This window comes from Pseudomonas sp. R3-41 (assembly GCF_054161485.1).
Genome location: NZ_CP096421.1, coordinates 6,811,449 through 6,823,728 on the forward strand (window position 1 = coordinate 6,811,449; position 12,280 = coordinate 6,823,728).

11 protein-coding genes are annotated in these 12,280 nt (G+C 61.6%); 2 read left to right on the plus strand and 9 right to left on the minus strand.

Annotated elements, in window-relative coordinates:
* Positions 1 to 94: 94 nt before the first annotated feature.
* From pstB to M1D99_RS29435, 5 genes are all read right to left on the minus strand, one after another.
* A complete protein-coding gene (gene pstB / locus M1D99_RS29415) occupies positions 95 to 928 on the minus strand; it encodes a phosphate ABC transporter ATP-binding protein PstB (RefSeq protein WP_053127038.1) in 834 nt (277 codons plus the stop codon).
* Between the two features lie 164 nt (positions 929 to 1,092).
* Positions 1,093 to 2,763, minus strand: coding sequence for a phosphate ABC transporter permease PstA (gene pstA, locus M1D99_RS29420; RefSeq protein ID WP_411386109.1), 1,671 nt, complete (start codon positions 2,761 to 2,763; stop codon positions 1,093 to 1,095).
* A 15-nt stretch (positions 2,764 to 2,778) separates the two neighbouring features.
* Positions 2,779 to 4,812, minus strand: a complete 2,034-nt coding sequence (locus M1D99_RS29425; RefSeq protein WP_446535014.1) for an ABC transporter permease subunit — start codon at positions 4,810 to 4,812, stop codon at positions 2,779 to 2,781.
* A 405-nt stretch (positions 4,813 to 5,217) separates the two neighbouring features.
* On the minus strand, positions 5,218 to 6,216 hold the full coding sequence (locus M1D99_RS29430) for a phosphate ABC transporter substrate-binding protein PstS (protein WP_458131204.1): 999 nt from the start codon (positions 6,214 to 6,216) through the stop codon (positions 5,218 to 5,220).
* Positions 6,217 to 6,462: 246 nt separating this feature from the next.
* Entirely contained in the window at positions 6,463 to 7,761 is a 1,299-nt protein-coding gene (locus M1D99_RS29435; protein WP_458131205.1) for an MFS transporter, read from the minus strand.
* 375 nt (positions 7,762 to 8,136) lie between these two features.
* Between M1D99_RS29435 and M1D99_RS29440 the strand changes: the two genes are divergently transcribed.
* Both M1D99_RS29440 and M1D99_RS29445 read left to right on the plus strand, forming a co-directional pair.
* Positions 8,137 to 8,541 carry an acyl-CoA thioesterase gene (locus M1D99_RS29440; RefSeq protein ID WP_003177184.1) on the plus strand — a complete coding sequence of 135 codons (405 nt, stop codon included), beginning with the start codon at positions 8,137 to 8,139 and terminating at the stop codon, positions 8,539 to 8,541.
* 57 nt (positions 8,542 to 8,598) lie between these two features.
* Positions 8,599 to 9,498: a D-hexose-6-phosphate mutarotase gene (locus M1D99_RS29445; RefSeq protein ID WP_434573241.1), complete on the plus strand. Its 900-nt coding sequence runs from the start codon at positions 8,599 to 8,601 to the stop codon at positions 9,496 to 9,498.
* A 125-nt stretch (positions 9,499 to 9,623) separates the two neighbouring features.
* Here the strand turns inward: M1D99_RS29445 and M1D99_RS29450 are convergent, their stop codons facing one another.
* The 4 genes from M1D99_RS29450 to purE all read right to left on the minus strand — a co-directional run bounded on the left by M1D99_RS29450 (position 9,624) and on the right by purE (position 12,187).
* Positions 9,624 to 10,160 carry a DUF3299 domain-containing protein gene (locus M1D99_RS29450; protein ID WP_186708246.1) on the minus strand — a complete coding sequence of 179 codons (537 nt, stop codon included), beginning with the start codon at positions 10,158 to 10,160 and terminating at the stop codon, positions 9,624 to 9,626.
* A gap of 89 nt (positions 10,161 to 10,249) precedes the next feature.
* Positions 10,250 to 10,495: a GlsB/YeaQ/YmgE family stress response membrane protein gene (locus M1D99_RS29455; RefSeq protein ID WP_003187057.1), complete on the minus strand. Its 246-nt coding sequence runs from the start codon at positions 10,493 to 10,495 to the stop codon at positions 10,250 to 10,252.
* 102 nt (positions 10,496 to 10,597) lie between these two features.
* The gene (locus tag M1D99_RS29460) at positions 10,598 to 11,683 is read right to left on the minus strand and encodes a 5-(carboxyamino)imidazole ribonucleotide synthase (protein ID WP_434573244.1); all 1,086 of its coding nucleotides are present in this window, start codon (positions 11,681 to 11,683) and stop codon (positions 10,598 to 10,600) included.
* A gap of 12 nt (positions 11,684 to 11,695) precedes the next feature.
* Positions 11,696 to 12,187, minus strand: a complete 492-nt coding sequence (purE, locus tag M1D99_RS29465; protein ID WP_003196369.1) for a 5-(carboxyamino)imidazole ribonucleotide mutase — start codon at positions 12,185 to 12,187, stop codon at positions 11,696 to 11,698.
* Between the last annotated feature and the right edge of the window lie 93 nt (positions 12,188 to 12,280).

Here is a 12,280-nt window from a genome sequence, read left to right on the forward strand (position 1 = left end):
TGTGAGCTGCAAGCTACAAGCTGCAAGCTGATGTGTGTCGTTACTCGGTTCGCTTTTACTTGCCGCTTGCAGCTTGACGCTGGCGGCTCTACGGCTAGCCGTAGCGACCCGTGATGTAGTCTTCGGTCTGTTTCTTGGCCGGATTGGTGAACAGCGTATCGGTATCGCCAAATTCCACCAGTTTGCCCATGTACATGAACGCGGTGTAGTCGGACACCCGCGCCGCCTGCTGCATGTTGTGGGTCACGATGACGATGGTGAACTTGGACTTGAGCTCGTAGATCAGCTCTTCGACTTTCAGCGTCGAGATCGGGTCCAGGGCCGAGCAGGGTTCGTCGAGCAGCAGCACTTCCGGCTCCACGGCGATGGTACGGGCGATCACCAGGCGCTGCTGCTGACCACCGGACAGGCCCAGGGCCGACTCATGCAGACGGTCCTTGACCTCATCCCACAGTGCCGCGCCCTTGAGGGCCCATTCCACGGCTTCGTCGAGGACGCGCTTTTTGTTGATGCCCTGGATGCGCAGGCCGTAGACCACGTTCTCGTAGATGGTTTTCGGAAACGGGTTAGGCTTCTGGAACACCATGCCGACGCGACGACGCAGCTCGGCCACGTCTTCGCCCTTGCGGTAGATGTTGTTGCCGTAGAGGTTGATTTCACCTTCGACGCGGCAGCCGTCCACCAGATCGTTCATGCGGTTGAAGGTGCGCAGCAAGGTCGACTTGCCGCAACCCGACGGGCCGATGAACGCGGTGACGCGCTGTTTCGGGATATTCAGGCTGACGTCGTACAGTGCCTGTTTCTCGCCGTAGAACAGGTTCAGGCCGGGCACTTCGATGGCGACGGTTTCCTGGGCCAGGTCCAGGCTCTGCTTGTCGCGGCCCAGGGCCGACATGTTGATGCCGTGTGTATGTGCTTCGTGTTGCATGGGAGGCTCCCTGTGCTAACAAATTCGGTTTGGTTGGCCACCCGAGTGGCCACGCCAATCTGTGTATTTGTGGGAGCGGGCTTGCTCGCGAAAGCGGTGTCTCAGCTTGCATCTCTATTGGATGTGCCGCCGTCTTCGCGAGCAAGCCCGCTCCCACATGAAAATCAACTATCCAGTGCTTTGTATTTTTCGCGCAGGTGGTTACGGATCCACACCGCCGACAGGTTGAGGGTGGCGATCACCAGCACCAGCAGCAGTGCCGTGGCGTAGACCAACGGCCGCGCTGCCTCGACGTTCGGGCTCTGGAAGCCGACGTCATAGATATGGAAGCCCAGGTGCATGATCTTCTGGTCCAGGTGCAGGTACGGGTAGTTACCGTCCAGCGGCAGCGACGGGGCCAGCTTCACCACGCCCACCAGCATCAACGGTGCCACTTCACCAGCGGCACGGGCCACGGCAAGGATCATCCCGGTCATCATCGCCGGGCTCGCCATCGGCAGGACGATTTTCCACAAGGTCTCGGCCTTGGTCGCGCCGAGGGCCAGGGAGCCTTCGCGCACGGTGCGCGGGATCCGCGCCAGGCCTTCTTCAGTGGCCACGATCACCACCGGCACCGCCAGCAGCGCCAGGGTCAGGGACGCCCAGAGCAGGCCCGGGGTGCCGAAGGTCGGCGCCGGCAAGGCTTCGGGGAAGAACAAACGGTCGACCGAACCACCCAGCACATAGACGAAGAAACCCAGGCCGAACACACCGTAGACAATGGCCGGAACGCCGGCGAGGTTGTTCACCGCGATGCGGATCAAGCGGGTCATCGTGCCTTGGCGGGCATATTCACGCAGGTAGACAGCTGCCAGCACGCCGAACGGCGTGACGATCATCGCCATGATCAGGGTCATCATCACGGTGCCGAAAATCGCCGGGAAGATGCCACCTTCGGTGTTGGCTTCACGCGGGTCGTCGCTGAGGAATTCCCAGACCTTGCTGAAATAGAAACCCATCTTGGTGAACGTGCCCATGCCGTTTGGCTGGTAGGCGTGCACCACTTTGCCGATTTCGATTTCCACTTCCTTGCCGTTGGCATCGCGGGCCGTCAGGCTGTCGCGGTTGAACTGCGCATGCAGGTCGGCCAGGCGCGCTTCGATGTCCTTGTAGCGGGCGTTGAGTTCGGCGCGTTCGCTTTCCAGGTCGGCCTGGGCGGCGGCGTCGAGCTTGCCGTCCAGTTCCAATTTACGACCGTGCAGGCGGATACGCTCCAGGCCGGCGTTGATGGCGCCGATGTCGACTTTTTCCAGGGTCTTGAGCTCGGCGGCCAACTGGTTGACGCGCTGTACCCGAGCCTGCAGTTGCGGCCAGGCGGCCTCGCCTTCGGCGATGACCTTGCCGCCTTCCTTGACGTTGACCAGGTAGCCGTAGAAATTGCCCCACTCACGACGCTCGATGGCCATCAGTTCCGGCGGCGTCGTCTGGTTGCTCAGCCAATCGCCGACGATCCAGGTGAAGTCGGTGCCGTTCAGGTCGCGGTTGCCGACCTTGATCAGTTCGCGGGTCATGAACTCGGGGCCTTCGTCCGGCACCGGCAGGCCGGCGCTTTTCAGGCGCTCACGAGGCACTTCTTCTTTCTGTACGACTTCGCCGACCACCAGGTGCGCAGGCATGCCCGGTACGTTGTAGCTGGCGTGGATCAGGTCCGCCGGCCAGAAGTGGCCCAGGCCGCGCACGGCGATCACCGCCAGCAGGCCAATGGTCATGATGACCGCGATGGACACCGCGCCACCGCTGATCCAGACGCCGGGGGCGCCGCTCTTGAACCATCCTTTCAGGGAGTTCTGTTTCACAGACTTCTACCTTTCTTAAAGCGACGAATATTTCTTGCGCAGACGCTGACGGATCAGCTCGGCGAGGGTGTTCATGACGAAGGTGAACAACAGCAGCACCAGGGCCGACAGGAACAGCACGCGGTAATGGCTGCCGCCGACTTCGGATTCCGGCATCTCCACCGCCACGTTGGCCGCCAGGGTGCGCAGGCCTTCGAACAGGTTCATTTCCATGACCGGCGTGTTACCGGTGGCCATCAACACGATCATGGTCTCGCCCACTGCACGGCCCATGCCGATCATCAGCGCCGAGAAAATGCCCGGGCTGGCGGTGAGGATCACCACGCGAGTCATGGTCTGCCATGGCGTGGCACCGAGGGCCAGGGAGCCCAGGGTCAGGCCGCGGGGCACGCTGAACACGGCGTCTTCGGCGATGGAATAGATGTTCGGGATCACCGCGAAGCCCATCGCCAGGCCGACCACCAAAGCGTTGCGCTGGTCGTAGGTGATGCCCAGGTCATGGGAGATCCACATGCGCATGTCGCCGCCGAAGAACCAGGTTTCCATGTACGGGCTCATGTACAGCGAGAGCCAGCCCACGAACAGGATCACCGGGATCAACAGGGCGCTTTCCCAACCGTCCGGCACTCGCAAGCGAATGGATTCCGGCAGGCGACTGAAGGTGAAACCGGCGACCAGGATGCCGATGGGCAGTAACATCAGCAGACTGAAGATGCCCGGCAGGTGCCCTTCGACGTACGGCGCCAGGAACAGGCCGGCGAAGAAACCGAGAATCACCGTCGGCATCGCTTCCATCAGCTCGATCACCGGCTTGACCTTGCGACGCATGCCCGGGGCCATGAAGTAGGCGGTGTAGATCGCCGCGGCCACCGCCAGCGGCGCGGCCAGGAGCATCGCGTAGAACGCCGCTTTCAGGGTACCGAAGGTCAGCGGCGAAAGGCTCAGCTTGGGTTCGAAGTCGGTGTTGGCGGCGGTCGATTGCCAGACGTATTTAGGTTCGTCGTAGTTTTCGTACCAGACCTTGCTCCACAACGCGCTCCAGGACACTTCCGGGTGCGGGTTGTCCAGTGTCAACGGTTGCAGCTTGCCGCCCTGCTCGACGATCAGGCGGTTGGCCCGTGGCGACAGGCCGAACAAGCCTTGGCCGTCGACCACTTGGTCCACCAGCAGCGTGCGGTGGGCGGTGCTGTGGAACACGCCCAGCTTGCCGGCGATGTCGAGTGCCACGAAACCTTTGCGACGTTCTTCGGCGCTGATCTCAATGATGGGCGCGCTGCCCATCTGGAAGGTACGAATCTGTTTGAAGCGCAGCTCGCCGTCCGGGTCGCGGGCCATGAACCACTGGGCCAGGCCGCCCTTGGAGTCGCCGATGATCAGCGAGATCCCGCCGACCAACTGGGCGGCGGCGGTGACTTGGGCGTCGCCGTTCTCCAGCAGTTTGTAACGGCCATTGAGGCTCTTGTCCCGCAGACTGAACACATCGGCCTGGGCGCGACCGTTGACCACGTACAACCATTGCTGGCGCGGGTCGACGAAAATGTTCTTCACTGGCTCGGTCATCTGCGGCAGGTCGATACGCGTCTGCTCGCTGGTGACTTCACCGGTCATCATGTTTTCTTCGCTGGTAAGCGACAGTACATACAGCTGGGCGCCGCTGGAGCCGGCCAGCAACAGGGTCGAATCGGTGGCGTTGAGGCTGACGTGCTCCAAAGGCGCGCCCTGCTCGTTCAACGCTATCGGCGCCTCGCCGTAAGGGTATTCGATGGCGGGCGAAATGGTTTTCTTGCCGTCGGGATAGCTGACTTTATAGGTGTGGCGGAACACCAGGGCCTGGCCGTTGGACAGGCCGATCGCCACCAGCGGGCTGCCGGGCTGGTCTTCCGCAATGGAGACCACAGTGGCACCGGCAGGAACCGGCAGGTCGACACGGCGCAGTTCGGCGCCGCTGTCGAGTTCGTAGAACAGTGCCTGGCCCTTGTCGGAAACGCGCATGGCCACCTGGTTCTGTTCTTCGATGGCGATCATCAGCGGTTTGCCGGCGTCTTGCATCCAGGCCGGGGTGATCGAATCCTTGGCGGTCAGGTCCGCGCCCTGGAACAGGGGCAGCACCACGTAGGCCAGGAAAAAGAAAATCAGCGTGATGGCTGCCAGGACGGCGAGACCGCCGACCAGCACGTACCAGCGGGTCAGGCGATCCTTGAGCGCGCGGATGAGGCGCTTGCGTTGCAGCTCAGGCGTATTGAAGTCAATGCGCTTGGGAGGGGAAGTCGTAGTCATTGTGGAGTTGGCCAGATCATTCATGCGCACACCCTAGCGATCCTGTATGACAGAAAGATGACAGTGAAGTGACGCAACAAATCCGCCGCCAGCTAGAAGCGGCAGCGGACAGAAAATTTGGCTGTGGGAGTGGCATCCACTTCCACAGCAGCCCGGGCGTTGGCCCGGGCTCAGGTGTTACTGCTTGGCGACGTTGCCGCCTTCTTGCAGACCCAGGTCAGCCAGTGCCTTGGCGGCGACTTTGGCAGGTACCGGGATGTAACCGTCCTTGACGACGACTTCCTGGCCTTGCTTGGACAGGATCAGCTTCACGAACTCGGCTTCCAGCGGGGCCAGAGGCTTGTTCGGCGCCTTGTTGACGTACACGTAGAGGAAACGCGACAGCGGGTACTTGCCGTTCAGGGCGTTTTCTTCGGTGTCCTCGACGAACTCGCCGCCTTCTTTCTTGGCCAGGGCAACCGTTTTCACGCTGGCGGTCTTGTAGCCGATACCCGAGTAGCCGACGCCGTTAAGCGAGCTGCTGATCGACTGCACAACCGAAGCCGAACCAGGCTGTTCGTTGACGTTTGGCTTGTAGTCGCCTTTGCACAGGGCTTCTTCCTTGAAGTAGCCGTAGGTGCCGGATACCGAGTTACGACCGAACAGCTGGACCGGCTTGTTGGCCAGGTCGCCGGTCACGCCCAGGTCGCCCCAGGTCTTGACGTCAGCCTTGGCGCCGCACAGGCGAGTCGAGGAGAAGATCGCATCGACCTGAGCCATGGTCAGGTGCTTGATCGGGTTGTCCTTGTGCACGAATACGGCCAGGGCGTCCACGGCTACCGGGATAGCGGTTGGCTTGTAGCCGTATTTGGTTTCGAAGGCCTGCAGCTCGTTGTCCTTCATCTTGCGGCTCATCGGGCCCAGGTTGGCGGTGCCTTCGGTGAGTGCGGGTGGCGCGGTGGAGGAACCGGCGGCCTGAATCTGGATGTTTACGTTCGGGTATTCTTTCTTGTAGTTCTCGGCCCACAAGGTCATCAGGTTGGCCAGGGTATCGGAGCCGACGCTGGAGAGGTTGCCCGATACACCAGTGGTCTTGGTGTAGCTCGGGATCGCAGGGTCAACAGCGGCAACCGCGTTGGCAGTCGCAACGCCAGCAGCGACAAACGTCATTGCCGCCATCAAACGCTTCAGTTTCATGCCTTACTCCTAGCAGATAGGGTGTGTTAAGTCGGCAAAGTATCGGTAAGCCGTATGAACACTCTATGGCTGAAATATGACAATTGGATGAAAGGCCAGCATTGAGTTTTGCAGGATGATTCTTGTGGCGAGGGAGCTTGCTCCCGCTTGAGTGCGCAGCACTCACAAAAAAGGGGTCGCTGCGCAACCCAGCGGGAGCAAGCTCCCTCGCCACAATGAACACACCCGTTAGGTGGGCAGCGCCGCCTAGCGCCCCTGCTTCCAGAGATACCCGCCCACCACAATCCCGACCCCACAGATGGCCGCCACATAATATGCCGGCCCCATCGAGCTCTCTTTCAGCAACAGGGTCACGATCATCGGCGTCAACCCGCCAAAAATCGCGTAGGCCAAGTTGTAGGAAAACGACAGGCCGCTGAAGCGCACCACGGCCGGGAAGGCGTTGACCATGACATAAGGCACCGCGCCGATGGTGCCTACCAGCAAGCCACTCAGGGCATACAGCGGGAACAGCCACTCGGGGTGGTCGAACAGGCAGTGATAGAACGTCCAGAAGGTGATCAACAGCAAACCACTGCCGAAGACAAACACCCGGCCGGCACCAAAACGGTCGGCCAGCACACCCGCACCAATGCAACCCAAGCTCAGGAACACGATCGCCAGGCTGTTGGCCTGCAGCGCGACGGTCGGGCTGAAGTGGTACACCGTCTGCAGCACGGTCGGTGTCATCAGGATGACCACGATGACGCCAGCCGACAGCAGCCAGGTCAGCAGCATGGAAATGGCGATGGCGCCGCGATGATCACGCAGCACGGCCCGCAGCGGCACTTCCTCGGCCAGGGCCTTGCGCAGTTGCAGTTCGGCGAACACCGGGGTTTCGTGCAGCCAGCGGCGCAAGTACACCGAAAACAGCCCGAACACGCCACCCAGCAGGAACGGGATCCGCCAGGCGTAATCGGCCACTTCCACCGGTGTATAAATGCTGTTGATCGCCGTTGCCACCAGCGACCCCAACAGGATCCCCGCCGTCAGGCCGCAGGTCAGCGTGCCGCAGGCATAGCCGATGTGGCGCGCCGGAACGTGTTCGGAAACGAAGACCCAGGCGCCCGGCACTTCCCCGCCGATGGCCGCGCCTTGGATCACCCGCATCAGCAACAACAGGATCGGTGCCCACATGCCGATCTGTGCATAAGTCGGCAATAGTCCCATGATCAGGGTCGGAACGGCCATCATGAAGATGCTCAGGGTGAACATTTTCTTGCGCCCCAGCAGGTCGCCGAAGTGGGCCATGATGATCCCGCCCAGCGGCCGGGCCAGGTAACCGGCGGCAAAAATGCCGAACGTCTGCATCAGGCGCAGCCACTCGGGCATTTCGGCCGGGAAAAACAATTTGCCGACCACGGTGGCAAAGAACACGAAAATGATGAAATCGTAGAACTCCAGCGCACCGCCCAGGGCTGAAAGCGACAGGGTCTTGTAATCGTTGCGGGTCAATGGACGTGCCGGTTGTGCGGGCGTCGCCGTGCTCGAAGGCGCAGTGGTCATGGCAAGGGCTTCTCTTATAGTCGGTTCTGCAACCCTGGCAACTCGGGTTGGGGCCTGGGCAGGTTCGGCACGATAGCAAATTGTTCGAAAAAGCACATAGAGGCGCGTATTTGACAGTCAAAATCAGAACCGAGTGGTCGTCTCGACGTCTATCGCCCGATATACTCGCAACCTTGCAGTACTCTGTAAGGGGTTGCTGTGCGAAAACGTCGTTGGTGATGTAGTACAAGATCAGCCGGTTTCGCAGAGTTTCCCTTTGGCACGCCTTTACGAAAAACGTGACGAACGCAGTATGTTCGGGCTGAATCGTTTTTTACGAAGACGGCTATTCACCTGAAGTACCAGACAGCGTTACGGGTCAGAGGCACCCCCGGCATGATAGAGCTCGAACAAGAAGATCCCATCCCGCAAGGCGACCTGGCCCTGCAAATCACCGCGCTCCCAAGGGAGACCAACGGCTTCGGCGATATTTTCGGCGGCTGGCTGGTGTCCCAGATGGACTTGGCCGGCACCGCCATGGCCAGCAAAGTGGCCGGCGGACGCGTGGCCACCGTGGCGATCGATCGCATGGCGTTCCTGGTGCCGGTGGCGGTGGGCGCGCAGTTGTCCTTCTATACCCAGGCGCTGGAAATCGGCCGCAGCTCGATCCAGATGATGGTCGAGGTCTGGAGCGACGACCCGCTGTCCAGTGAATGGCGCAAGGTGACCGAGGCGGTATTCGTCTTCGTCGCCATCGACGGCAGCGGTCGTACCCGCTCGGTTCCGCCGCGCGCCCGTTAAACACGGCGACCGTTTTGCGGTCCATTGCAGTCCCTGTCACCGAACGAGATTTGCAACATGCCTACGCCCAACGTCGACGCGGTCAAACTGGATGAACTGAACGCCTGGCGCATCCGCCACGGTCAGGCCGAGTTGCTGGTGGCCCAGCAAGGCGCGCACATCCTCAGTTATCAAGTGGACGGCCAGCCGCCACTGATCTGGCTCAACGACCAGGCCACATTCAAGGCCGGCAAGAGCATCCGCGCGGGCGTGCCGGTGTGCTGGCCGTGGTTCGGCAACCTGACGCGCAACCCCGACAGCGTGCAGGCCATGCGCGTGAGCAATGACCCGGCCACCGCCCACGGCCTGGTGCGGGCGATGGATTGGGAACTGAAGGGCATCGAGGCCGAAGGCGAAAGCCTGAAAATCGAATTCATGCTGCCTTATCCCGAAAACGGCCTTGCGGGCTGGCCTCATCAGGTCGACCTGACGCTGGCCATCGTGATGGACGCGCAACTGCACATCCGCCTCACCAGCCATAACCGTGGCAGCGAAACCGTCAGCCTCAGCCAGGCGCTGCACAGCTACTTCGCCGTGAGCGACGTGCGCAACGTGCAGGTCGAAGGCGTCGATGGCTTGAACTACATCGAGACCCTCGACGACTGGAACACCCACACCCAGGCCGGCGACCTGCATTTCACCGGCGAGACCGACCGTATCTACCTCGACACCCCGCCGACGCTGAGCATCGTTGATCCGCAGTGGCAACGACGGATCGAGCTGACCAGCAGCGGTTCGCGCTCGGCGGTGATCTGGAACCCCTGGATCGAACGCGCCAAGGCCTTCAGCGACATGGCCGACGATGGCTGGCAGCGCATGCTGTGCATCGAGACGGCGAATGTGATGGAGGATGTGGTGACGTTGTTGCCGGACGCCAGCCATACCCTGGGTGTGAACATCCGCAGCAAACCGCTCTAAATCCCACTGCAAAAAACCTGTGGGAGCGGGCTTGCTCGCGAAGGCGGTGTGTCAGCCAACATACATATCGACTGACACACCGCCTTCGCGAGCAAGCCCGCTCCCACAAGGGGTCCGCGCCAAGCTTAGAGATCCGCCTCCTGCACCACCCTCACCTTCTCCGCCTCCAACGCATACGCCGCGCTCGCCAGATCGTTGTCGACCTTTTCGATCTTCAGCGTGCCCGTCACCCAGAGCGGCGTGTAGATGTCATCCAGCTTCAGGCCCTTGGGGTAACGCACCAGCACCAATTGGTTAGGCGGCGGTGGCGGGACGTGGATGCAGGCGCCGGGGTAGGGCACCAGGAAGAACAGCGTGCTGTGGCCCTTGGCGTCGGTTTCCAGCGGCACCGGGTAACCGCCGATGCGGATGTGCTTGTCGTTCATCGCCGCCACGGTCTTGGTCGAATACATCACCGCCGGCAAACCCTTGCTTTGCTTCAGGCCACCTTTTTCGGTGAAGGTGCCGTTGGCTTCCGGGGAGTTGTGGTCGATGTCGGGCATGGCCTCGAGGGCTTTCTGGTCCGACTTGGGCATCAGTTCGAGCCAGTCGGTTTCCGGCAGCTCGGCGGCATGGGCCAGGCCGCTGCCCAGCAGAAGAAGGGTCAATACTAGACGGCGCATGAAAGGGCTCGGCAATGAATGAAAAGTGAAACGCCGAGCATTCTAGCCCCCTCAGCTCGCGACGCAGAGGGGGCCTTGATGCATTTGGATCAGTTTCTTTTGATCAGGCCGTAGATCACCAGCAGCACGATCGCGCCCACCAGGGCCCCGATGAAACCCGCGCCTTGGCCGGCCTGGTAAATGCCCAGGGCCTGGCCGCCGTAAGTGGCTGCCAACGAACCGCCGATACCGAGCAGGATGGTCATGATCCAGCCCATGCTGTCATCGCCCGGTTTCAGGAAGCGTGCCAGCAGGCCAACGATCAAGCCGATAAAAATGGTTCCGATGATTCCCATGGCATACCCCTCTCATTGAGTCGCTAAGCCAAAGCCCGATCAGGTTTTGGCACTTAGCCATGAGAGAGGTTAGCCGACGAATGGTTCCAACGGTATGACAGATTATTGCTCGGCGATCAGCGTCTCGACCTTGATGATCTGCTGGGCCAGCGTGGCCCGATCAGCGCAGCGCAGGTTGGCGTGGCCGACCTTGCGCCCGACCTTGAACGCCTTGCCATAGTGATGCAGATGGCAGTCGGCGATCGACAGGACTTTCTCGGTGTCCGGCACCTTGCCGATAAAGTTGAGCATCGCGCTTTCGCCGATCTTGGCGGTCGACCCCAGCGGCAGCCCAGCCACCGCCCGCAGGTGGTTTTCGAACTGGCTGCACTCGGCGCCTTCGGTGGTCCAGTGCCCGGAGTTGTGGACCCGCGGTGCGATTTCGTTGGCCTTGAGGCCGCCGTCCACTTCAAAGAACTCGAACGCCATCACGCCGACATAGTCGAGCTGCTTGAGCACCCGGCTGGAATAGTCTTCGGCCAAGGCCTGCAACGGGTGATCGGTGCTGGCGACGGACAGCTTGAGGATGCCTTCCTTGTGGGTGTTGTGCACCAGCGGGTAGAAGCGGATTTCACCGTCGCGGGCACGCACGGCGATCAACGAGACTTCCCCAGTGAACGGCACGAAGCCTTCCAACAGGCAGGCCACGCTGCCGAGCTCGGCGAACGTACCGGCCACGTCTTCAGGCTTGCGCAGGACTTTCTGGCCCTTGCCGTCATAACCCAGGGTGCGGGTCTTGAGCACGGCGGGCAGGCCGATGGCCGCGACGGCGGCGTCCAGGTCGGCCTGGGACTGAATGTCGGCGAAGGCCGGCGTCGGGATGCCCAGGTCCTTGAACATGTTCTTTTCGAACCAGCGGTCACGGGCGATCCGCAAGGCTTCGGCGCTCGGGTAGACCGGCACGAACTGGGACAGGAAGGCCACGGTTTCGGCCGGGACGCTTTCGAACTCGAAGGTCACCAGGTCGACTTCATCGGCCAACTGGCGCAGGTGGTCCTGGTCGCCGTAGTCGGCCCGCAGGTGTTCACCCAGCGCCGCGGCACAGGCGTCCGGCGCCGGGTCCAGGAAAGCGAAGTTCATCCCCAGCGGCGTACCTGCCAGGGCCAACATGCGACCCAACTGGCCGCCACCGATTACACCGATCTTCATTCGTCAACAACCTCAGGCAATGCGTGGGTCTGGATTGTCCAGGACGCTGTCTGTCTGCTCAGCGCGGAATTTTTTCAGCACGGTATGAAATTGTGGATGCTTGGCGCCCAGGATGCTCGCCGACAGCAGGGCCGCATTGATCGCGCCGGCCTTGCCAATGGCCAGGGTCGCAACCGGAATACCGGCGGGCATCTGCACGATCGACAACAACGAATCAACGCCCGAGAGCATCGACGATTGGACCGGCACGCCCAGCACCGGCAAGTGGGTCTTGGCCGCGCACATGCCCGGCAGGTGGGCCGCGCCACCGGCACCGGCGATGATCACCTCGATGCCACGCGCTTCGGCCTCTTCGGCGTACTGGAACAGCAGGTCCGGGGTACGGTGGGCAGAGACCACTTTCACCTCGTAAGGGATGCCGAGCTTTTCCAGCATATCGGCGGTGTGGCTAAGGGTGGACCAATCGGACTTGGAGCCCATGATCACGCCAACCAGTGCACTCATCGTCGTGCCTCTTCTCTCTGGGCGCCCGCAGGCGCGTCAAAAAACAACAAGCCACGCAGGAAACCGGCGTGGCTTGTTGTACGAATGATGGCC

Excerpts from the sequence above, each read along its gene's own strand:
- M1D99_RS29450 (WP_186708246.1), bottom strand. The coding sequence starts at position 10,160 with ATGCGCCGTCTAGTATTGACCCTTCTTCTGCTGGGCAGCGGCCTGGCC.
- M1D99_RS29435 (WP_458131205.1), bottom strand. The coding sequence starts at position 7,761 with ATGACCACTGCGCCTTCGAGCACGGCGACGCCCGCACAACCGGCACGT.
- M1D99_RS29430 (WP_458131204.1), bottom strand. The coding sequence starts at position 6,216 with ATGAAACTGAAGCGTTTGATGGCGGCAATGACGTTTGTCGCTGCTGGC.
- pstB (WP_053127038.1), bottom strand. The coding sequence starts at position 928 with ATGCAACACGAAGCACATACACACGGCATCAACATGTCGGCCCTGGGC.
- M1D99_RS29445 (WP_434573241.1), top strand. The coding sequence starts at position 8,599 with ATGCCTACGCCCAACGTCGACGCGGTCAAACTGGATGAACTGAACGCC.
- M1D99_RS29425 (WP_446535014.1), bottom strand. The coding sequence starts at position 4,812 with ATGCAAGACGCCGGCAAACCGCTGATGATCGCCATCGAAGAACAGAAC.
- M1D99_RS29460 (WP_434573244.1), bottom strand. The coding sequence starts at position 11,683 with ATGAAGATCGGTGTAATCGGTGGCGGCCAGTTGGGTCGCATGTTGGCC.
- M1D99_RS29455 (WP_003187057.1), bottom strand. The coding sequence starts at position 10,495 with ATGGGAATCATCGGAACCATTTTTATCGGCTTGATCGTTGGCCTGCTG.
- purE (WP_003196369.1), bottom strand. The coding sequence starts at position 12,187 with ATGAGTGCACTGGTTGGCGTGATCATGGGCTCCAAGTCCGATTGGTCC.
- M1D99_RS29440 (WP_003177184.1), top strand. The coding sequence starts at position 8,137 with ATGATAGAGCTCGAACAAGAAGATCCCATCCCGCAAGGCGACCTGGCC.